Below are 21503 nucleotides of genomic sequence, written 5' to 3' on the forward strand. Positions count from 1 at the left end.
GCTCGCCGACGGCGCCCCCACCCCGCACGAGCCCCCTGTGATCCGGCGGGAGGATTACCGGCCCTTCGCATGGCTGGTGCCGGCGACGCAGCTCGATTTCCGGCTGGGACTCGAAGCGACCCGCGTGACAGCGACCCTGACGGTCGAGCGCAATCCCGCCGCCGACGCATCGCCCGAGCTGCGCCTCAACGGCGACAGCCTTACGCCCGAGAGCGTCACCGTGGACGGCGCGCCCGCCGAGTGGCGAATGGACGGGCCCGACCTGATCGTCACCTTGCAGGGCGGCAAACACACGGTCGAGGTCGTCACCCAGATCGACCCCAGCGCCAACACCCAGCTGATGGGCCTCTACGCCTCTACGGGCATGCTCTGCACCCAGTGCGAATCGGAAGGCTTCCGCCGCATCACCTTCTTCCCCGACCGGCCCGATGTGCTCTCGACCTATGCCGTCAGGATGGAGGGGGACAAGGCCGCCTTCCCGATCCTGCTGTGCAACGGCAACCGCGTGGCCGCAGGCGAGAACGCCGATGGCACCCACTGGGCCGAGTGGCACGATCCCTGGCCAAAGCCCTCCTACCTCTTCGCGCTGGTCGCGGGCAACCTGGTGGCGAACTCCAAGCCCTTCACCACCCGCTCGGGCCGCCAGGTCGAGTGCAACGTCTGGGTGCGCAGGGAAGACCTCGAACGCACCGACCATGCGCTCGAAAGCCTGCACCGCTCGATGAAGTGGGACGAGGACGTGTTCGGCCGCGAATATGACCTCGATCTCTACAACATCGTTGCCGTCAGCGACTTCAACATGGGGGCGATGGAGAACAAGGGGCTCAACGTCTTCAACACGAAATACGTGCTGGCCGACCCCGACACCGCGACCGATGCCGATTTCGACGCGGTCGAGGGGGTGATCGCGCACGAATATTTCCACAACTGGTCGGGCAACCGCGTGACCTGCCGCGACTGGTTCCAGCTCTCGCTCAAGGAGGGCTTCACCGTGCTGCGCGACCAGCTGTTCTCGCAGGACATGCGTGGGCAAGCGGTCAAGCGGATAGAGGATGTGCGCATCCTGCGAGCCGCCCAGTTCCCAGAGGACGCGGGGCCGCTCGCCCACCCGATCCGCCCGGATTCCTACCGCGAGATCAGCAACTTCTACACCGCCACCGTCTACAACAAGGGCGCGGAAGTCATCCGCATGATGCGCTCGATGGTGGGCGAGGCGCGGTTCCGCGCCGGGTGCGACCTCTATTTCGACCGCCACGACGGGGAGGCGGCGACCTGCGAGGATTTCGTCAAGGCGATCGAGGACGGGGCGGGGATCGACCTCGGCAGCTTCCGCCGCTGGTATTCGCAGGCGGGCACGCCGCGCGTCGCGGTGTCGCAGGTGGTCGAGGGCGACACCCTCAAGCTCACCCTCAGGCAGACCGTCCCCGCCACCCCCGGCCAGCCCGACAAGCTGCCCATGCCGATCCCGCTTCGGGTCGCGGTCCACGCGCGCTCCGGCGCGCTGGGGGCCGAGCAGCTGGTGGTGCTGGAAGGCGAGGAGCAGACCTTCGACCTGCCGCTCGCCGGCCCCGATCCGGTGGTCTCGATAAACCGCGGCTTTACCGCCCCGGTTGTGATCGAACGCGATCTGGCCCGCGAGGACCTCGTATTCCTCGCCGCACATGACGACGATCCCTTCGCCCGCAGCGAGGCCTTGCAGGAGCTCGCCGTCGGGCATCTCGTCGCTGCCGCCAGCGGCGCGCTCTCGGCGGACGAGCAGGCCGCGGGCGAGGCGGCGATCATCGGCGCCTTCCGCTCGAGCCTCGCCGACAACGCGCTCGAGGACGCGATGCGCGGCGAATTGCTGGTGCTCCCCTCGGAAACCTACCTGTTCGAGGCGATGGCGACCGGCGAGCGCAAGGCCGATCCGGGTGCGATTCATGCCGCGCGCGAGGGGCTCAAGGCCGCGATTGGCACCGCGCTGGCGGGCGAGTTGCAGGCGCTTCATGCACGGGCCTCGGGCGTCGCGCTCGACGATCCGGCGGGGCGCGGGGCGCGCAAGGTCAAGACCATTGCCTTGGGCCTCATCGCCGCCGCCGACCCCGCGAAGGCGGCCGAGCTTGCCGCCGCGCAGTTCGACGCCGCCGACAACATGACCGACCGGCAGGGCGCGCTGATGGTGCTGTGCGGGCTCGACACCCCGGCGCGCGCGGAGAAGCTTGCGGCGTTCTACGAGCGCTACAGGGACAATGCGCTGGTGATCGACAAGTGGTTCACGCTTCAGGCCTTGTCGCTCCACCCCGATGTGATCGCGCATGTCCGCCAGCTTGCCGAACATCCCGACTTCACCCTCAGGAACCCCAATCGCGTGCGTTCGCTGCACATGGCCTTTGCGGGCAATCCCAAGGGCTTCCACAAGGCCGAAGGCGAGGGCTACCGGATGGTTGCCGACGTTATCCTCGCGCTCGATCCGATCAACCCGCAGACCGCGGCGCGCTTCGTCCCCTCGCTCGGGCGCTGGCGGCGGATCGAGCCGGGGCGGGCGGCGCTGATGAAGGCCGAGCTCGAGCGGATTCTGGCCGCGGGTAACCTCTCGCGCGACACCTTCGAGCAGGTCAGCCGCTCGCTGGAGGGCTGAGCGTGGCGGACTTCCAGATCGAGCGCCACGCGCTCCTCGAAGGCGTGCCGCACGGCTTCTTCGGCAGCGCGGGGGGCGCGCACCAGTTCGGCTTCGGCGGGCCGGGGGAGGGCGAGGCGGTGCGGATGCTGAGGCAGGCGGCGGCCGAGGCGATCCGACCCGGCGGCATCCTCGCCGCGCCGCATCAGGTGCATTCGCCCGATGTCGTGACGGTGACGGCAGGCTGGGACGATAGCGCGGAGGGCCGTCCGGTCGCCGATGCGGTGGTCACGGCGACGCCCGGCATCGTGCTCGGCATCGTCACCGCCGACTGCGGCCCGATCCTCTTCGCCGACCTGCGTGCGGGCGTGATCGGCGCTGCCCATGCGGGCTGGCGCGGGGCGGTGGAGGGCGTGCTCGAAAACACCATTGCCGCGATGGAGGCTCTCGGGGCCACCCGCGCCAACATCGCCGCCGTGCTCGGGCCGACCATCGCGCAGGCGAGCTACGAGGTCGATGCGCCCTTCCGTGAGCGCTTCCCCGCCGATACCGAGCGATTCTTCGCGCCCGCCCCCGAGCGCGAGGGTGCGGCGCGCTGGCGCTTTGACCTGCCCGGATTCATTACGGCGCGGCTTGCCGACGCGCAGATCGGGAAAATTGCGGATATTGGGCGGGATACATTCTCACACGTCGCGCGTTACCATTCGCACAGACGCTCCACGCAAGCGGGCGAGGCCAATTATGGTCGGCAGATCAGCATGATCGCGCTGCCCTGAACCGGCCTTGCATGGCAGCGAACGCGGCTTGACTAAAACACGGTTGGAATCTCGCCGGATTGCCGTTAATTGCCCCGCCCGAGTTTCAGGCAGGGTCCGCCACAAGCGGCATTCGGTGCTGAAGCAGGGACCAATCGACGGATCGGCTCAGGGGCCTTCGCGCCCCGCAATGCAACACCACGCCGCGCAGGCTCATTCCGGCGCGGCAAAACGAGCAGGGTAAGACGAAATGGCTACTGACACGGCCGCTACCACTGAAGTTTCTGCCGCAACCGACGAAGGCGTTCGCCGCCGCGACTGGATCCACATCGCCGCGCTCGGCACCGCGGGCGTGGGCGGGGCCAACATCCTGATCCCGCTGGTCAGCCAGATGGCGCCCTCGCAGGACGTGCTCGCCGCCAGCACCACCGACGTCGATGTCAGCGCGATCGCCGAAGGTCAGGCGATCAAGGCGGTGTTCCGCAAGCAGCCGCTGTTCGTCCGCCGCCTGACCGCTGCGGAAATCGAGGAAGCGAACAAGGTCGACGTGGGATCCCTGCGCGATCCGCAGACCCTGGCCGAGCGCACCAAGGAAGGTCACCCCGACCTCCTCGTCACCATGGGCGTCTGCACCCACCTGGGCTGCGTGCCGCTGGGCGCGGCCGAGGGCGAGAGCCGCGGCGATTTCGGCGGCTATTTCTGCCCTTGCCACGGTTCGCACTACGATACCGCCGCGCGCATCCGGAAGGGCCCGGCGCCGAAGAACCTGATGGTGCCCGAGTACACGTTCACTTCAGACACCGTCATCCGCGTCGGCTGAGCCTGCGTATCTGACCGCATAAGACAACCGCCATCTCTTTCATCGATCAAGCCGAGAGAACGCCATGAGTTTCGCCTGGGCCAAGCAATACGAACCGCAGTCCGCCTTCACCAAGTGGATTGACGAGAAGCTGCCGCTGCCGCGGCTCGTCTACAACGCGGTCGGGGCCGGATATCCGGTGCCGCGCAACCTCAACTACATGTGGAATTTCGGCGTGCTCGCCGGCTTCTTCCTGGTGGTCCAGATCGTCACCGGCGTGGTCCTCGCGATGCACTACGCGGCCAACGGCCTCGTCGCCTTCGCCACGGTCGAGCACATCATGCGCGACGTGAACTACGGCTGGATGCTGCGCTACGCCCACGCCAACGGGGCGAGCTTCTTCTTCATCGTGATCTACCTGCACATCTTCCGCGGGTTCTTCTATTCCTCCTACAAGGCCCCGCGCGAGATGATCTGGCTGCTGGGCGTGGTGATCTTCCTGCTGATGATGGCGACCGCCTTCATGGGCTACGTGCTGCCGTGGGGCCAGATGAGCTTCTGGGGCGCGCAGGTGATCACCGGCCTATTCGGCGCGATCCCGCTGGTCGGCGAGCCCATCCAGGTCTGGATCCTCGGCGGCTATGCGCCGGATAACGCCGCACTGAACCGCTTCTTCTCGCTGCACTTCCTGCTGCCCTTCGTGATCGCGGGCGTCGTGATCCTGCACATCTGGGCGCTGCACATCCCCGGCTCGTCGAACCCGACCGGTGTCGAAGTGAAGCAGGAATCGGACACCGTGCCGTTCCACCCCTACTACACCGCCAAGGACGGCTTCGGCCTCGGCGTGGCGCTGATCCTGTTCACCACCATGGTGTTCTTCCTGCCCAACGCGCTCGGTCACCCGGACAACTACATCGAAGCCAACCCGCTCTCGACCCCGGCGCACATCGTGCCCGAATGGTATTTCTGGCCGTTCTACGCGATCCTGCGCGCCTTTACCGGCGATCTCACCATCCCCTTCACTGGCATCGTGCTGGTGCAGGCGAAGCTCCTGGGCGTGATCGCGATGTTCGGCTCGATCCTGCTGTGGTTCGTCCTGCCCTGGCTCGACAAGAGCCCGGTGCGTTCGGGCCACTATCGCCCGCTGTTCCGCAAGTTCTTCTGGTTCGGCCTGATCCCGGCGATGGCGGTGCTGTTCTACTGCGGCGGTGCCCCGGCTGAGCAGCCCTATGTGCTGATCAGCCAGATCGCGACGGCATATTACTTCCTGCACTTCCTGGTGATCCTGCCGATCATCAGCCAGATCGAAGTGCCCAAGCCGCTGCCCTTCTCGATCACCGAAGCGGTGCTCGGCGGGACCAAGCCCGGCAGCACTTCGGGCGGCGGCACGATCGATCCTGAAAGCGTTGTCGAGGGCCTGCCCGGCACCGCCACCGACGGCTCCCTGCAACCGGCCGAGTGATCGGCCGGGCCAGCTCCCACGCAATCTGAACCGACAACAAGAAAGAGTTCGGACATGACTATTCGTCTCGGAGGCATCATCGCAGGCCTCGCCATCACCGCGGTGCTGCTGCTGTGGTCGCTGCTGCCCGGTGCCTATTCCTACGCCTTCGACCCGGCGCCCGAACAGCAGCCCTCGGCCGCGTTCTACGAGCACGGCCACGGCCCCGAGGGCGGCTTCGCCTTCGACGGTCCGTTCGGCAAGTGGGACATGGCCCAGCTGCAGCGCGGCTATCAGGTCTACAAGGAAGTCTGCAAGTCGTGCCACAGCCTCAAGTTCGTCGCCTTCCGTGACCTGCAGCAGCTCGGCTACACCGAAGCCGAAGTGCAGGCTGAAGCGGCGAGCTGGACGATCCCGTTCAAGGATCCGACGACCGGCGAAATGGCCGAGGCGCCGGGCAAGCCGACCGATTACTTCCCGCCGGTCTATTATGCCGGTCAGGGCGTGCCGCCCGATCTTTCGCTGATCACCAAGGCGCGTCACGACGGGTCGAACTACGTCTACGACCTGATGCTCGGCTATGGTGAGCCCGATCCGGCGAAGGCCGCCAAGGTCGGCTTCGAGGTGCCCGACGGTCTCTACTTCAACAAGCACTTCCCCAACGTGAACATTGCCATGCCCGCGCCGCTCAGCGACGGTCAGGTGACCTACGCCGACGGATCGCCCAACACCACCAAGGACATGGCCAAGGACGTTGCGGCCTTCCTGACCTGGACCGCCGAGCCCAAGCTCATCGAGCGGCGCCAGACCGGCTGGTTCGTGGTCGGCTTCCTGCTGTTCGCGACCATGCTGGCCTTCCTCAGCTACAAGCAGATCTGGGCCGGCCTAAAGCCGAAGAAGAAGTAAGCCTCGGCCGAAGATACGTTAGGCAGCGCCCCGTCATCCCTTGCGGATGGCGGGGCGCTCTGCTTTGAGGGAGGCGAAAGGGGCCAAGCCGACATGACTGCACCGCATCTCTCGCCGCAAGAGCTCAAGGCGCTCGTGCGCACCGTGCCGGACTTCCCGCATCCGGGCATCCAGTTCCGCGACATCACCACGCTGATCGGCCACCATCAGGGCATGGCCGCGAGCGTCCACCACCTCGCGGCGGCGGCCGGTGCGGCAGGCGCGCACAAGATCGCCGGGATGGAAGCGCGCGGCTTCATCTTCGGCGCGGCGGTCGCGGTGCAGCTCGGTGTCGGCTTCGTGCCGGTGAGGAAGCCCGGCAAGCTCCCGATCGACACCATCGGCATCGACTACGCGCTCGAATACGGCACCGACCGGCTCGAGATGGACCCGGGGGCGATCGAACCCGGTCAGGAAGTCGTGATTGTCGACGACCTCATCGCCACCGGCGGCACCGCGCTCGCTTCGGCCGAGCTGCTGCGCATGGCGGGCGCGGTGGTGCGCCACGCGCTGTTCGTGATCGACCTGCCCGACCTCGGCGGGGCCGAGCGGCTGCGGCAGGCGGGCATAACCGTCTCCGCGCTGATGGAGTTCGAGGGCGACTGACCCCTCCCGCCGGACGGCAGGGGTCCGGTTTTGGTTGTGTTGTCAAGGACCCCTCGGCTAAGCCGGAGGGCAGGCGCTGCGTTCGCGCGCCCGTGACCCGAAGGACCCGAGACGCCGCCGATGGCTATCGCCATGACGCTTCTGACGCTGGCCCTGCTTCCCTTCCTTGCGGCGCTCGCCATCGCGACGCTGCACGGCGCGCCGCGATTGGTGCATTCGGGGATTGCGGGGGGTGCGAGCGCGGGCGGTCTTGCGCTGCTGGCGAGCCTTGCCGCACCCGCGCTGCGTGGCGAGCCGCCTTTCGCGCGCTGGGAGTGGGTACCCGCGCTGAGTCTCGATCTGACGCTGATGGTCGATCCGCTGGGCTGGATGTTCGGCCTCTTGATCCTCGGCATCGGCCTCCTCGTGGTGATCTTCGCTCACAGCTACCTCTACGCGGGCGAGGACACGGGGCGGTTCTTTGCCAGCCTGATGCTGTTCCAGGGCGCGATGCTGGGGATCGTGATCGCGGGCAATGTCCTGCTGCTGCTGGTATTCTGGGAGCTGACGAGCCTCGCCTCCTTCCTGCTGATCGGCTTCTGGCAGCACAAGGCGGAAGCGCGGCAGGGCGCGCGCATGGCGCTGGCGGTGACGGGGGGCGGGGGCCTTGCGCTGATCGGGGGGATGCTGCTGCTCGGGCTGATCGCGGGAAGCTTCGACCTCGCCACGATCCTCGCGCGCGGCGACATGGTGCGCGCTGCGCCGCTTTATCCGCTGATGTTGGTGCTGATCCTAATCGGCTGCTTCACCAAGTCGGCGCAGTTCCCGTTCCACTTCTGGCTCCCCCACGCGATGGCCGCGCCGACGCCGGTGAGCGCCTATCTCCACTCGGCGACGATGGTGAAGGCGGGCGTGTTTCTTCTGGCGCGGCTGTGGCCGGTGCTGGCGGGGACCGAACTTTACACCGTCACCGTCACCACGGTCGGCCTCGTGACAATGATCCTCGGTGCCACTGTGGCGCTGTTCCGGCACGATCTGAAGAGCATCCTTGCCTATTCGACCATCTCGCAATTGGGGATGCTGGTGATGCTGCTGGGCTTCAGCCTCGAGGCTGCGGCGCTGGCAGCGGTACTCCACATCCTCAACCACGCCGCCTTCAAGGCCGCGCTGTTCATGAGCGCAGGCATCGTCGAGCACGAAACCGGCACGCGCGACATCCGCCGCCTGGGCGGGCTTGCCAAGGCGATGCCGGTCACCGCGCTGGTCGCCACGCTGGCAGCGGCATCGATGGCCGGCCTGCCGCCGCTCGGTGGGTTCATCTCCAAGGAAGCGATGCTCTACCAGACCCCCAAGCTGGCGCTGTTCGGCATCGCATGGCTGCTGCCGCTGCTGGCGACGGTCGGTGCCACCTTCTCGGTCGCCTATTCGCTGCGCTTTGCCATCCACCTCTTCGCCGGAAAGCCGCGCGAGGCAGAGCCCTTCGCCTGCGCGCATGATCCCTCGCCCGCGATGTGGGGCGCCCCGGCGCTGCTGACCGTCGTCGCGGTGCTGCTCGGCCTTGCGCCGATGCTGCTCGCCGCGCCGCTGGTGAGCGCGGTCACCGGCGCGGTCACCGGCGCGGTCACCGGCAGCGCGCCTCCGCAAGTGGAGCTGGGCCTGTGGCACGGGGTCAACCTTGCGCTGATCCTCAGCATCGCCGCGGTGGCGGGCGGGGCGGTGCTGCTGTGGCGGCACGCGGGCCTCCTCGCGCTGTGGGAGCGCGCCGCGCTGCCCGATGCCAAGCGCATGTTCGAAACCACGCTTGCCTTCGCCGACCGCTGGACCCGCAAGGCCATGGTCGCCGTCCACACACCCTCGCTCCAGCGCATGCTGCTGGCGAGCTTTGCCGTGACGATCATGCTGGTGATCGAGGGCGCGCTGAGCGGCGGCGGCGCGCTGACCGGCGCGCGTCCGGGCCTGCCCGCAAGCTTCCCCGCCATCGCCGCCTGGGCGCTGCTGATCGCGGCCACGTTGGCGGTGGCGCTGGGATCGCACCACCGCCTGCGATCCCTGTTCCATGTCAGCGTCATCGGCCTGGTCGTCTGCCTCGCCTTCGCCGTGCTCTCCGCGCCTGATCTGGCGCTGACTCAGATTTCGGTCGAAGCGGTGACGGTGCTGCTGATGCTGCTCGCGCTCAACCTGCTGCCCAAGCGCCCGCCCACGCTCTCTTCGCTTCCCCGCAAGACCCGCGATGCCGCCATCGCCGTCACGGGCGGCGCGCTGGTGGGCGCGATTGCCTGGGCGATGCTGACCCGCGATCCCGGGCCGAGCATCGCCGCCTATCACCTCGCCAATGCCAAATCGGGGGGCGGGGGGACCAATGTCGTGAACGTCATCCTCGTCGATTTCCGCGCTTACGATACCCTGGGAGAGATCATCGTGCTGGGCATTGCCGGGCTCGGCATCTTCGCGCTGCTCGACACCGCCAAGCGCGGCGCGGCGGGTGCGCGCCTGCGGGCGTGGCGCGCGGACATGTCGCATTCGCCCGAGCGCCACCCGATGATGCTGGTCGCCGCGAGCCGGATCATCCTGCCGCTGACGCTGGCGGCGGGGATATACCTCTTCCTGCGCGGCCACAACCAGCCGGGCGGCGGGTTCATTGCCGCGCTGGTGGTGGCCATCGCCTTCCTCGTCCAGTATCTCGCCGCCGGCTTCGACTGGTCGGATGCGAGGAAGCCCTTCGGCGAGCACCAGCTGATCGGCTGGGGCGTGCTCACCGCGATGGCGACCGGACTCGGCGCGATGGTGCTGGGCGCGCCCTTCCTCACCAGCTGGTTCGATTATTTCAGCCTGCCGCTGATCGGCAAGTTCGAGCTCGCCAGCGCGATGCTGTTCGACACCGGTGTGTTCCTGACCGTGCTCGGCGCGGTGATGCTGGCCCTGCAGGAGCTGAGCCACATCGCACAAGCCGCCGCCCGCGCTGCCGGGGAGGATCACGCATGAGCTACGAATTCCTCGTCGCCACGGCGATCGGCGTGCTGGTTGCGGGCGGCATCTACCTCGCTCTGCGCGCGCGCACCTTTCAGGTGGTGCTCGGCCTGACGCTGATCTCCTACGCGGTCAACCTGTTCCTGTTCGCTTCCGGACGGCTTGTGCAAGGCCGCCCGCCGATCTGGGACAAGGCCGTGGCCGACTACACCGACCCGATCCCGCAGGCGTTGGTGCTGACCGCCATCGTCATCACCTTCGGCATGACCGCCTTCGTCGTGATCCTGAGCTTGCGCAGCTTCCTCGAGACCGGCAGCGACCATGTCGATGGCGACCGGGTGCCGTGCGATGCTCAGGACGGATTGGCGGACGCTCTCGCGGATGGGGAGGGCGCGCAGCCGTGACCCTCGCCGATCATCTGCCGATCCTGCCGGTCGCGATCCCCGCGCTTGCCGCGCCTGTCGCGCTGCTGGTGATGCGCCGCCGCCGGGCGCTGGCAGTCAGCATCGGCTTTGCCGCCTGCCTCGCCCAGTTCGCTACGGCGCTGCTCCTGATGGTGCATGCGAGCGACGGGGCGATCCTCGTCTACGCGCTCGGCGATTGGCCCGCGCCTTTCGGGATCGTCCTGGTGGCCGACCGGCTCGCCGCGCTGATGCTGGTGCTGACCGCGACCCTCGCGCCGATCGCGCTGCTGCATGCGGTGGTGACCCGCGCGGATCGCAAGGGCTGGCATTTCCACCCGCTGTTCCAGTTCCAGCTGATGGGTTTGAATGGCGCCTTCCTGACCGGCGACCTGTTCAACCTCTTCGTGTTCTTCGAGGTGCTGCTGATCGCCTCCTACGGGCTGATGCTCCACGGGCAGGGCCCCGCGCGGCTGAAGGCGGGGGTGCAATATGTGGTGGTGAACCTCGTCGGCTCGGCGCTGTTCCTGATCGCGCTGGGGATGCTCTATGCGCTCACGGGCACGCTCAACATGGCGGACATGGGCCTGCGCGTGCGCGCGGTCGCACCCGAGGATCAGGGCCTGCTGCGGATCGCGGGCCTGCTGCTGGCGAGCGTCTTTGCGTTGAAAGCGGCGATCGTGCCGCTCCACCTCTGGCTGCCCCGCACCTACGCCGCCGCAACCCCGGCGGTGGCGGCGCTGTTCGCGATCCTGACCAAGGTCGGGGTCTATTCGCTGATCCGGGTGGTGCCGCAGGTGTTCGGCGAGGGTGCGGGGGCGGCGGAGTGGGTGCCCGCGCCGTGGCTTCTCCCTGCCGCGCTGGTGAGTGCCTGTGTCGGCTTTGCCGGGGTCTTCACCGCGCGCAGCCTCTCCGAGCAGGCCGCCTATGCCGTGATCGGATCGACCGGCACCTTGCTGATTGCGGTCGCCGGGTGGAGCGCGGCGAGCCTTGGCGCCGCGCTCTACTACCTGCCCCATTCCACCTTCACCACCGCGGCGCTGTTCCTTGTGGCCGATGTGGTCGCCCGGCGGCGCGGGAGTTTCGGTGATGCCGCGAGCCCCGGCCCTGCCTTCGCGGGGCGCGGGGGCGCGGCGCTCTTGTTCATGGTGGCCGCCATCGCTGCGACCGGCCTCCCGCCGCTCTCGGGCTTCATCGGCAAGCTGCTGATCCTGCAATCGGTGGCGGCGCTGCCGAACTGGGGCTGGGCCTGGAGCGTCATCCTCGGCACCACCTTCATCGGCGTGATCGGCTTTGCGCGCACCGGCAGCGCGTTGTTCTGGAAGACCGCCGAAGGCTGCGAGACTGTGCCTGCCCCCGAGACCCGTCTCGATCTCGTCGCGCCCGCGCTGGCGCTCGCCGCCTTGGCCGCGCTGGCGATCGGCGCTGGCTGGGCGAGTGCCTATGCCGAGGCTGCCGCCGCGCAGGTGCTTGCGCCCGACCTGAGTGCCGCGGCAGTGCTGGCGGAGCGCGCGCGATGATCCGCCGCCTGCTCCCGCATCCGGGCCTCACCGCCCTGCTGGTCACGATGTGGATGGTGATGGTCAATGACCTCACCTTCGGCACGCTGTTCCTCGCGCTTGTCGTCGGGGTGCTGGTGCCGATTTTCACCGCCCCGTGGTGGCCCGGTCGGCCGCGGGTGCGGTTTTTGCCCGCGCTTGGCTATGCAGCGCTGGTGCTGTGGGACATCGTGGTCGCCAATTTCCAGGTCGCCGCGATCATCCTGTTCCGGCGCACCTGCGACCTGCGCCCGGCGTGGCTGACGATCCCGCTCGAACTTGCCACCCCCGAGGCGATTACCGTCTTCGCGGGCACGATCAGCCTGACGCCCGGCACGGTCTCGGCGGACGTGTCCGCCTGCGGCAGGTTCCTCCTCGTCCACGCGCTCCACGCCCCCGATCCGGCTGCCGAGATCGCCAAGGTCAAGATGCGTTACGAGACGCGGCTCAAGGAGATCTTCCCATGATGGCAGGGTTGCTCGAGGGGGCGCTCGCCTTCGGCTTCGCGGCGCTGGGAGTGGCGCTGGCGCTGAACCTGTGGCGGTTGGTCCGCGGTCCGGGAGTCGCCGACCGCATGCTCGCGCTCGACACCATGGTGATCAACGTGATCGGACTGGTCGTGCTCGCCGGGATCGAAGAGGGCAGCGACACCGCGTTCGAGGCAGCGCTGCTGCTGGCGATGGTGGGCTTTGTCGGCACCGTCGCCTACGCCAAGTTCCTGCTGCGCGGGGACATCATCGAATGAGCGGGGCGGTGCCTTTGGCCGAGCTGCTCGCCGCCGCGCTGATCGTGCTGGGCAGCGGCTTCGCGCTGGTCGGCAGCTGGGGGCTGGCGCGCCTGCCCTCGCTGATGGAGCGGCTCCACGGGCCGACCAAGGCGAGTACGCTGGGGATGGGGGCGATGCTGGTCGCCTCGGTGGTGTGGTTCCAGCTGGGCAAGGGGGAGTGGACCACCCACGAGCTGCTGATCCCGATGTTCCTGTTCATCACCGCGCCGATCAGCGCCAACATGATCGCCAAGGTCCACCTCCACCGCCTGCGCACCGGCGAGCCGAGCGAGCCCGCAGGACCGGCGGGCGCGCCCCCCCTCCCCCCGGGCCGCACCGACTGGGCGACCCACGAAGCCCCGCACGAAGGCACGCCGGGCGATTTTGCGGGGGACTGAGGGAGGGCTGGAGCGGGTAGCGGGAATCGAACCCGCATAGCCAGCTTGGAAGGCTGGAGCTTTACCACTAAGCTATACCCGCTCGAGGGTAGGCAGCGCCCATGCCATTGATGGCGCGGCCGCGTCAATATCGGCGATGGGCTGACGGGCGGTTTCAGCCGCTGACCGCGAGATTGTCGATCAGCCGGGTCCCGCCGATCCGCGCGGCCACCAGCAGGCGGGCGGGTGCGGGGCCGAGCGCCTCGAGCGGCGCGAGCGATGCAGCGTCGGCCAGAGTCGCGTAGTCGATGCTGGCAAAGCCCGCCGCGAGAAGCTCCGCTTCGAGAGCCCCCAGCGCCTCGGTCACACCGGTCCCGCCCGTGATCGCCGCCGCTGCGGCCCGCATCGCGCGTGGCAGCGCCGCCGCCGCTGCGCGCTGCTCGGGCGAGAGATAGCGGTTGCGGCTCGACATCGCCAGGCCGTCCGCCTCGCGCACGGTGGGCACGCCGATGATCGCGTCCACGTGGGGGCGGGTCAGGTCGAGATCGCGTGCCATCACCCGGATCACGGCGAGCTGCTGAAAATCCTTCTCGCCGAAGAAGGCCATGTCGGGGGCAACCTGGTTGAACAGCTTCAAGACCACGGTCGCCACGCCGTCGAAGTGCCCGGGACGTGCCGCGCCGCACAAGCCCTCGCTTACCCCGGCGACACTCACGCTGGTGGCAAAGCCGTCAGGGTACATGGCATCGACCGTCGGCGCCCACAGCAGTGCGACGCCCTCGGCCTCGAGCATCGCGGCATCGGCGGCGAGCTGGCGCGGGTAGGCATCGAGGTCCTCGTTCGGGCCGAACTGCTTCGGATTGACGAAGATCGAGGCGACCACATGGTCCGCCTCGGCCCGCGCGCGGCGCACCAGCGTGAGGTGGCCTTCATGCAGCGCGCCCATCGTCGGCACCAGCGCGATCGTCGCATTTCCGACCCGCAACTGTGCCAAAGCGGTTCTCAACATTCCCAAGCTATTGACCGTTTGCACCGTCAGGCCTCCAAGGATACATGAAAGTCGCGCCCTAGCGGGCCAACCTGTCCCATATCAAGCCGCCGGGCGCACCGGCGATCCGAGCATTCGCCGACTGCAACCGAGAGACCCGCCATGCCGCCCGCCGCGCGCGCCGACATTCCCGGAACCACAGCAACCGGTACCCAGCTCCTGCGCAAGGGTCAGGCGCACCGGATCGTGTTCGCCAACGAGAAGGGCGGGACAGGCAAATCGACGACGGCGGTGCACGTTGCAGTGGCGCTGTCCTATCTCGGGGCCCGCGTCGCATCGATCGATCTCGATCCGCGCCAGCGCACCATGCACCGCTATGTCGAGAACCGGTTGGGCACCCTCGAAAAGCGCGGGTTGACCCTGCCGACCCCGGCCTGCGAGGTCTTTCGCGGCAACGGCACCGGCGATCTGCTGGGGATGATCCGCCGGCTCGAGGCGAGCTGCGACTTCCTCGTCATCGACAATCCCGGACGCGACGATCCCTATGCCCGCATCGCGGTCGAGTATGCCGACACGCTGGTGACGCCGATGAACGACAGTTTCGTCGATTTCGATCTCATCGGCCAGGTCGATGCCGAGACCTTCAAGGTCAAGAAGCTGTCCTTCTTCGCCGAGCTGATCTGGGAGGCGCGGATGAAGCGCAGCCGGATGACGATCGAGCAGCAGCGGCCCGAGATGGACTGGGTGGTTGTCAGGAACCGCACCGGGCATGTCGAAGCGAAGAACCAGGCGCGCCTGCACAAGGCGCTCGGCGAGATGTCGAAGCGCGTCGGTTTCCGCGTGACGCAGGGCCTGTCCGAACGCGTGATCTATCGTGAGCTGTTCCCCTCGGGCCTGACGCTGCTCGACAAGGGGCACCTCGGCGAGCTTGGCACCAGCCATCTTGTCGCGCGGCAGGAGTTGCGCGCGCTGGTCAAGGCGCTGCGCCTGCCCGAATTCACCCGCGAGCAGGGGGCGCTGGAGCTGGCATGAAGTATCTGCTGTTCATCGCGGTCGCCTGCGTGTTCTGCCGCTGGGCGATCGGCAAGTGGCCATGGGAACTGCTGCGCACCGCACCGACCCGCAGCCAGGCGGTGTTCCGGGCGCGCAAGCTGCTCGGGGTCGAGGCCGGGGCCGGGCGCGAGGAGATCATCGCCGCGCATCGCCGTCTCACCACCCTTGTCCACCCCGACAAGGGCGGCACCACGGCCGCGATGCAGGAAGCCAATGCGGCGCGCGATCTGCTGCTCGACGAATTGCCCGATCCCCACGCCGACGCGTAGCGCAGACCGCTTGTTCACGGCATCGCGGGATTGACACAATCGCGCGGCAAGGGCTTTCGTGACGATGTTCAAACCGCGGCGAAGGCGGGGGCAAGCGAGCCGCTGTGCAAGGCACGGGAGCGAAACCCTTGTCATCGGGGTGAGCCCCTGCTCCGCCCGCGTGCGCACCCCAGGCCAAGCACCCTCCAGGAGGACGTCCCGATCATGCAATACCAGTTCCACCCCACTATCTTGCGCGAATACGACATCCGCGGGGTGATCGGCGAAACCCTTGGAGCGGATGATGCGCGCGCGATCGGCCGGGCCTTCGGGACGCTTTTGCGCGAGGCGGGGGGCAAGACCGTGGCGGTGGGCTATGACGGGCGGGTCAGCTCGCCGATGCTCGAGCACGCATTGGTCGAAGGGCTGACCGCGAGCGGGTGCGACGTGGTGCGCATCGGCATGGGCGCGACACCGATGCTCTATTACGCGGAAGCCTCAGATGAACAGGTGGATGGCGGCATTCAGATAACTGGCAGCCACAATCCCCCCAATTACAATGGCTTCAAGATGGTATTTCTGGGGCGCCCGTTCTTCGGCGCCGATATCCAGAAGCTCGGGAAACTGGCAGCAGACGGGGCGTTCGCCAGCGGCACCGGGAGCGTGACCACGCGCGACATCCTTGGCGAGTATGTCGAGCGCCTGCTCGAAGGCCTCGCCGGTATCGAACCGGCCAAACTCGAAACCCTGCGCGTCGGCTGGGATGCGGGCAATGGCGCTGCCGGCCCCGCGCTCGAAGCGCTCGCGGCGCGGCTGCCGGGGGAACACCACTTGCTCTTTACCGAAGTTGACGGACATTTTCCCAACCACCATCCTGATCCGACTGTCGAGGCGAACCTGACCGATCTTCGCGCGCTCGTCGCCGAGAAGAACCTCGATTTCGGAGTGGCTTTCGACGGGGATGGCGACCGGATCGGGGCGATCGACGGCATGGGCCGCGTGATCTGGGGCGACCAGCTGCTGATGATCTATGCCGAAGACGTGCTGCAAACCCGCCCCGGCGCGACGGTGATCGCCGATGTGAAGGCGAGCCGCGCGCTGTTCGACCATGTCGCCAATCTCGGCGGCGAGCCGCTGATGTGGAAGACCGGCCACTCGCTCATCAAATCCAAAATGAAGGAGACTGGCGCGCCGCTGGCGGGCGAAATGAGCGGCCACGTGTTCTTCGCCGACGAATACTATGGCTTCGACGACGCGCTCTACGCGGGTGTGCGGCTGCTCGCGGCGGCGGCACGCCTCGGCAAGTCGGTGACCGAGCTGCGCGGCGCCATCCCGCCGATGCTCAACACCCCGGAAATGCGTTTTCAGGTCGACGAGACCCGCAAGTTCGCCGCCATGGCCGAAATCGCCGAACGGCTGACCACCAGTCCCGGCCCCGAGGTCGAGAGCGTCAACGCCACTGACGGCGTGCGGGTCAACACCGCCGACGGCTGGTGGCTGCTGCGCGCCTCGAACACGCAGGACGTGCTGGTCGCCCGCGCCGAGAGCGACAGCGAGGCGGGCCTCGAACGCCTGCTTGCCCAGATCGATGCGCAGCTGGCCGCATCGGGGCTGGAGCGCGGCGAGAGCGTGGCGCACTAAGGCACCATTCCGCCCGCAATTCCAATTGCCTACGACGCCGCTCGCGCTATGAGAGCGGGAATGCTCGTGGGGATTGATCTTGGCACCACCAACAGCGCCGTCGCGCTGTGGCGCGATGGTGCGCCGCAGCTTGTGCCCAATGCCCTGGGGCGCGAGCTGACCCCCTCTGCGGTCAGCCTGGCCAAGGGCGGTGAGACCTGGGTGGGACAGGCCGCGCTCGACCGGATGGCGACCCACCCGGCCGATACCGTCACCAGTTTCAAGCGGATGATGGGCACCGCTTCCACCGTGACGCTCGCAGGAACGACGCTGACGCCGGAGGATCTCTCGGCGATGGTGCTGCGCAGTCTCGCCGATGATGTCGAGGCGGCGACCGGCACCCGGCCGACCGAGGCGGTGATCACTGTCCCTGCCTATTTCAACGAACGCCAGCGCCGCGCCACGCGCCGCGCAGGCGAGATCGCGGGGCTCGACGTCCGCCGCCTGATCAACGAGCCGACCGCCGCCGCGCTCGCCTTCGGCCTTGCCGACAAGGGCGACCGCGAGCCTTTCCTCGTCTTCGACCTAGGCGGGGGCACCTTTGACGTCTCGATCGTCGAGATGTTCGAAGGCATCGTCGAGGTGCGCGCCTCGGCGGGCGACAACCGGCTGGGGGGCGACGATTTCGACGAGGTGATGGTCAGGCTGGTCGAGCCGCTGCTGCCGGCCGACGCGCTCGCCCGCATCCCCGCAGACCGCCGCCGCGCGCTGCTCAGCCTCGCGGCCGAGCGCACCCGGCGCGCGCTCACCACCTCGGAAGAAGCCGATTTCACCGTGGTCGCGGACGACACCCCGCTCACCGCGCGCATCACCGGCGAGGGCTTCGAGCAGGCCGCCGCAGGCCTCGTCAAGCGCCTGCGCGATCCCGTCATCCGCGCGCTGCGTGACAGCCATATAGACGTGAAGAGCCTGTCGGATATCGTGCTTGTCGGCGGCGCCACCCGCATGCCGGTGGTGAGGAAGGCGCTGACCCGGATGTTCGGGCGCTTTCCCAATTCAACCGTCCACCCCGATCACGCGGTTGCACTGGGCGCTGCGATCCAGGCCGGGCTCCTGTCGGGCGGGGACGGGCTCGAGGAAATCCGCATCACCGATGTCGCGCCCTTCACCTTGGGCGTCAGCACCTCGACCCGCGACGCGCACGGGCGCTTTCACGACGACATCTTCGCGCCGATCATCGAGCGCAACACCCCCGTGCCGGTCAGCCGGATGGAGCGGTTCCAGACGCTCGGCGACAACCAGAAGCAGGTGACCTTCGCGATCTATCAGGGCGAAGCGCGCGACGTGAAGAAGAACGTCAAGCTGGGCGAACTGACCGTCCCCGTCCCCCCGCGCCCGGCCGGCGAGGTGGGGGTGGAAGTGCGCTTCACCTATGACACCAGCGGTCTGCTCGATGTCGATGTCGCCGTGCCGATGACGGGGCTGACCCGCAATCTGGTGATCGTCGACGAGGAGGACCGCCGCTCCAAGAAGGACATCGCCGAAAGCCGCAAGCGGCTCGAGAAGCTCAAGGTCCACCCGCGCGACGAGGCCGAGAACGTCGCCCTGCTGGCGCGCGCCGAGCGGGCCTATGAGGGCTTCACCGGTCCGGTGCGCGATGTGATCGGGCAGGGGCTGACCGACTTCCAGGGCGCACTCGACAAGCAGGACCCGCGCATCATTGCCGATGCGCGCGAAGGGTTGACGCAGCTGCTCGACCAGATCGACGCGCAATCGCCGTTGTGACTGCCGCAAGATGACCCGCCGGTCCTTTCCGTGGAGCCGCCTCGGGATCGACCCGACCAGCGACAAGGCCGCGATCCGCAGGGCTTATGCCGATGTGCTGCGGTCGATCAATCCGGACGAGGACATCGCCGGTTTCGCCGACCTGCGCCGCGCGCGCGATCAGGCCTTGTGGCTGGCGGAACAGGGCGAACGCGCGGAACTACGCGCCGAAGAGGACGAGGGCGAGCTCTACGGTCTCGGCGGGCTCGACGATGATGGCGATGATGCCGGCCTCAGCTGGGATGACGATGCGGACGAGGATGGCTTCTGGGATATCGCCCCCGCCTTCACCCCCGGCGATCGCCCTGCGCCCACGGTGCCGCCCGAACTCACCCCCGAACTCACTGAAGCCCAGCAGCGCGCGCAGGAGGCGTGGGAACAGCTGCTCTGGGTCCTCTATCCCGGCGGCGAGCCGAGCGAGACCGCGGTCAGCCACAGGGAGTACGAGATAGGCCTCACCGCGCTCGGCGTGCTGACCGCCCGCGCCGAGGAAGCGGACCTAGAGGAACACGATGCGCTCGACGGCGCGCTCGCCGATCTCTTCGCGCGCACCTGGCCGCGCTCGGCGCCCTTCGTGGAACCTGCCAACGAGGCATTCCGCTGGCTCGACGAATCCGGCAGTCTCGAGGAGCGCCCCGCGCTGCGCTTCCTCAACCAGCGGTTGAAGGGGATGCGCTTCCACGACAAGGTGCAGCAGCCCGATCACCCGCTCAACAAGGCCTGGACCGAATTGTCGCGCCCGGGCCGTGCGGGGATGATGGACCGGCTGCGGGTCAACCGGCTCGACATCCACAAGCTGCTGCTCGGCATCCGCGAGCGCTATCCCGAACTCGAGAGCTATCTCGATCCCCAGCGCGTCGCTTCGTGGGAAGGCGCGGGCGCTGGGAGTGCGGAGGGCGTTTCAGGCGCCGGCCGGGGCCTCGCCGGATCGGTGCTGTTCGTGATCCTGTTCTTTGCGCTGATCCGCGCGATGGTGGCGCTGGGGGGAACAGACAGCGATACGCCTTCGGATCGCTCCCTGCCGCCGCCGGTCGCCGTCGTCAGCCCCAGCGCGGCCGAGATCGACGCTTCAGTCAAAGACGTGTTCGGCGCGGGCACCGACATGGCCAAGGTGCGCGAAGCCGATCCCGTATTCGCAGATCAGTTCGCGCTTGCGATCAGGAACGCGGGCACGTCAGGCGAGGCCAATGCCTTCGTCCGGAACAAGGCATTGCAGGCCAGCGAAATCGCCAAGTTCGGCGACTTGGTCAGGCTTGCCGAGCTTAAACGCATCTGGCTGTCGGCCGCGATGAAGTCGCCAGCCCAGTGCAAGAACGTGCAATCCGGCGATTTCACCTCTATCCCGCTGGTGCTGGACAAGCCGCAGGCGATCCGGGAGCGGGAACTTCTCGAGAAGCTGCTCTGGGCCAAGTTGCTGTCGCACCGCGCCACAAACCGGGCCAGCAGTTTCAGTATCCCCGGCTGGGCGATCGAGAAGATGATCAAGAAAAGCGGCCTCGGGATCGACGAGTTGACCGCCGCGCTCAAGGATCCCGATCACCCCAAGCGCTGCCTCGTCGATCTGACGCTGGCCGAGGTGATCCTTGAAGAGCCGGGCCGGGTCTCGGCCGACGTGCTGCGCGCGCTGTGAGCGGCAGTCTGGCGCGGGCGGAGCGGCTGCTGCACAATCCTTGCCGATCCATGAGGGGACACCAGCCGATGATTCGCACCGCATTCGCCGCCGCCGCCAGCCTCGCCGCGCTGGCTCTCGCGCCCCAGCCTGTGGCCGCCCGGAACGCCCAGGACGATGTCGCCGCGCAGCCTGCGGGTGAGGGCGATCCGATGCAGGCGGCGATGGACCAGCTCGGCGCGATGTTCCCGGTCGAACCGCTCACCCCCGAACAGCAGGCGCGCCTGCCGCAGGCCACCCGCATCATCACCCGCATGATCCCGGAAGGCACGCTGGGCGAGATGATGGGCGGCATGTTCGACAGGCTGCTCGGCCCGATGCTGTCGGCGACCGATGCACCCGCCTATCCCGTCGTCGAGAAGGGCCTCGGCATCAGCCTCGCCGTTATCAATCTTACCGAGGAACAGGCCGCCGAAATCGCCGTCCTGCTCGACCCCGCCTATGCCGAGAGGCATACCCGCGAGGTGGCGGTGATGCCCGTCGTCATGCGCGACATGATGACGCTGATGGAGCCGCCGATGCGCAAGGCCATGTCGGAGCTTTACGCGGTCCACTTCTCGCAAAAGGAGCTCGATGACATCGAGACCTTCTTCCAGACCGAGAGCGGCGCGGCCTATGCGCGCAAGAGCTTCGCCATGTCGAGCGATCCGCGCATCGTCGCTGCGTCGATGGAGGCCATGCCGCAGATCATGGGCGCCTTCGCGGAGATGGAGAAGAAGATGGCCGCAGCCAGCGCCGATCTCCCGCCCAAACGCAGCTTTGCCGAGCTGTCGGCGTCCGAGAAGGCCAGAATCGCCAAGCTGACGGGATATACCGTCAAGGAAATCGAGCAGATGGCGGCCGAGAACCGCAGCGAAGCCGAAGGCGCGATCGACTAGTCGCGGCCAAGGCTTGTGGCGGCGCGGGGCAGCGTCCACATGGGGCGCGTGAC

The 21503-nt window shown here is 67.9% G+C and carries 19 protein-coding genes and 1 tRNA gene; 18 read left to right on the forward strand and 2 right to left on the reverse strand.

Going from position 1 to position 21503, the window contains the following annotated elements; translation table 11 throughout:
- The 12 genes from pepN to AX708_RS00135 form a co-directional block, all read left to right on the forward strand.
- The coding region (pepN, locus tag AX708_RS00080; RefSeq protein ID WP_067489123.1) for an aminopeptidase N at positions 1 to 2617 on the forward strand (2617 nt) is incomplete at its 5' end.
- A 2-nt stretch (positions 2618 to 2619) separates the two neighbouring features.
- Positions 2620 to 3372, forward strand: a complete 753-nt coding sequence (gene pgeF / locus AX708_RS00085; RefSeq protein WP_156443316.1) for a peptidoglycan editing factor PgeF — start codon at positions 2620 to 2622, stop codon at positions 3370 to 3372.
- Between the two features lie 229 nt (positions 3373 to 3601).
- On the forward strand, positions 3602 to 4171 hold the full coding sequence (gene petA, locus AX708_RS00090; protein ID WP_066527484.1) for a ubiquinol-cytochrome c reductase iron-sulfur subunit: 570 nt from the start codon (positions 3602 to 3604) through the stop codon (positions 4169 to 4171).
- Positions 4172 to 4235: 64 nt separating this feature from the next.
- The gene (locus AX708_RS00095; RefSeq protein WP_066527482.1) at positions 4236 to 5612 is read left to right on the forward strand and encodes a cytochrome b/b6; all 1377 of its coding nucleotides are present in this window, start codon (positions 4236 to 4238) and stop codon (positions 5610 to 5612) included.
- Between the two features lie 54 nt (positions 5613 to 5666).
- A complete protein-coding gene (locus AX708_RS00100; RefSeq protein ID WP_066527480.1) occupies positions 5667 to 6497 on the forward strand; it encodes a cytochrome c1 in 831 nt (276 codons plus the stop codon).
- A 93-nt stretch (positions 6498 to 6590) separates the two neighbouring features.
- The gene (locus tag AX708_RS00105; RefSeq protein WP_066527478.1) at positions 6591 to 7142 is read left to right on the forward strand and encodes an adenine phosphoribosyltransferase; all 552 of its coding nucleotides are present in this window, start codon (positions 6591 to 6593) and stop codon (positions 7140 to 7142) included.
- A 120-nt stretch (positions 7143 to 7262) separates the two neighbouring features.
- Positions 7263 to 10103 (forward strand): monovalent cation/H+ antiporter subunit A, encoded by a 2841-nt coding sequence (locus AX708_RS00110; RefSeq protein ID WP_066527476.1) that lies wholly within the window; start codon positions 7263 to 7265, stop codon positions 10101 to 10103.
- Positions 10100 to 10492 carry a Na+/H+ antiporter subunit C gene (locus AX708_RS00115; RefSeq protein ID WP_066527473.1) on the forward strand — a complete coding sequence of 131 codons (393 nt, stop codon included), beginning with the start codon at positions 10100 to 10102 and terminating at the stop codon, positions 10490 to 10492. Before AX708_RS00110 ends, AX708_RS00115 begins: the two co-directional genes overlap by 4 nt.
- Positions 10489 to 12009 (forward strand): monovalent cation/H+ antiporter subunit D, encoded by a 1521-nt coding sequence (locus AX708_RS00120; RefSeq protein ID WP_066527471.1) that lies wholly within the window; start codon positions 10489 to 10491, stop codon positions 12007 to 12009. The genes AX708_RS00115 and AX708_RS00120 overlap by 4 nt, the downstream gene beginning before the upstream one ends.
- Positions 12006 to 12494: a Na+/H+ antiporter subunit E gene (locus AX708_RS00125; RefSeq protein ID WP_066527469.1), complete on the forward strand. Its 489-nt coding sequence runs from the start codon at positions 12006 to 12008 to the stop codon at positions 12492 to 12494. The genes AX708_RS00120 and AX708_RS00125 overlap by 4 nt, the downstream gene beginning before the upstream one ends.
- Positions 12491 to 12772 (forward strand): K+/H+ antiporter subunit F, encoded by a 282-nt coding sequence (locus tag AX708_RS00130; RefSeq protein WP_197425971.1) that lies wholly within the window; start codon positions 12491 to 12493, stop codon positions 12770 to 12772. The genes AX708_RS00125 and AX708_RS00130 overlap by 4 nt, the downstream gene beginning before the upstream one ends.
- The gene (locus AX708_RS00135; RefSeq protein ID WP_066527462.1) at positions 12769 to 13191 is read left to right on the forward strand and encodes a Na+/H+ antiporter subunit G; all 423 of its coding nucleotides are present in this window, start codon (positions 12769 to 12771) and stop codon (positions 13189 to 13191) included. Before AX708_RS00130 ends, AX708_RS00135 begins: the two co-directional genes overlap by 4 nt.
- Before the next feature lie 8 nt (positions 13192 to 13199).
- Here AX708_RS00135 and AX708_RS00140 read toward each other — a convergent pair.
- Positions 13200 to 13273 (reverse strand) — tRNA-Gly (locus AX708_RS00140).
- 72 nt (positions 13274 to 13345) lie between these two features.
- Positions 13346 to 14203, reverse strand: a complete 858-nt coding sequence (gene panC / locus AX708_RS00145) for a pantoate--beta-alanine ligase (RefSeq protein WP_066527460.1) — start codon at positions 14201 to 14203, stop codon at positions 13346 to 13348.
- 117 nt (positions 14204 to 14320) lie between these two features.
- On the opposite strand from panC, the gene AX708_RS00150 reads away from it, so the two are divergent.
- The 6 genes from AX708_RS00150 (at position 14321) to AX708_RS00175 (ending at position 21450) form a co-directional block, all read left to right on the forward strand.
- Positions 14321 to 15190, forward strand: coding sequence for a division plane positioning ATPase MipZ (locus tag AX708_RS00150; RefSeq protein ID WP_197425969.1), 870 nt, complete (start codon positions 14321 to 14323; stop codon positions 15188 to 15190).
- Positions 15187 to 15480, forward strand: coding sequence for a J domain-containing protein (locus AX708_RS00155; protein WP_066527455.1), 294 nt, complete (start codon positions 15187 to 15189; stop codon positions 15478 to 15480). Before AX708_RS00150 ends, AX708_RS00155 begins: the two co-directional genes overlap by 4 nt.
- Positions 15481 to 15684: 204 nt before the next feature.
- Positions 15685 to 17100, forward strand: a complete 1416-nt coding sequence (gene pgmG, locus AX708_RS00160; protein ID WP_066527453.1) for a phosphoglucomutase/phosphomannomutase PgmG — start codon at positions 15685 to 15687, stop codon at positions 17098 to 17100.
- Between the two features lie 60 nt (positions 17101 to 17160).
- The gene (locus tag AX708_RS00165) at positions 17161 to 18864 is read left to right on the forward strand and encodes an Hsp70 family protein (RefSeq protein WP_066527450.1); all 1704 of its coding nucleotides are present in this window, start codon (positions 17161 to 17163) and stop codon (positions 18862 to 18864) included.
- 10 nt (positions 18865 to 18874) lie between these two features.
- Positions 18875 to 20533 carry a hypothetical protein gene (locus tag AX708_RS00170; protein ID WP_066527444.1) on the forward strand — a complete coding sequence of 553 codons (1659 nt, stop codon included), beginning with the start codon at positions 18875 to 18877 and terminating at the stop codon, positions 20531 to 20533.
- Positions 20534 to 20601: 68 nt separating this feature from the next.
- The gene (locus tag AX708_RS00175; protein WP_066527441.1) at positions 20602 to 21450 is read left to right on the forward strand and encodes a DUF2059 domain-containing protein; all 849 of its coding nucleotides are present in this window, start codon (positions 20602 to 20604) and stop codon (positions 21448 to 21450) included.
- Positions 21451 to 21503: the final 53 nt, after the last annotated feature.

The organism is Erythrobacter sp. CCH5-A1, assembly GCF_001557115.1.
GTDB lineage: Bacteria > Pseudomonadota > Alphaproteobacteria > Sphingomonadales > Sphingomonadaceae > Erythrobacter.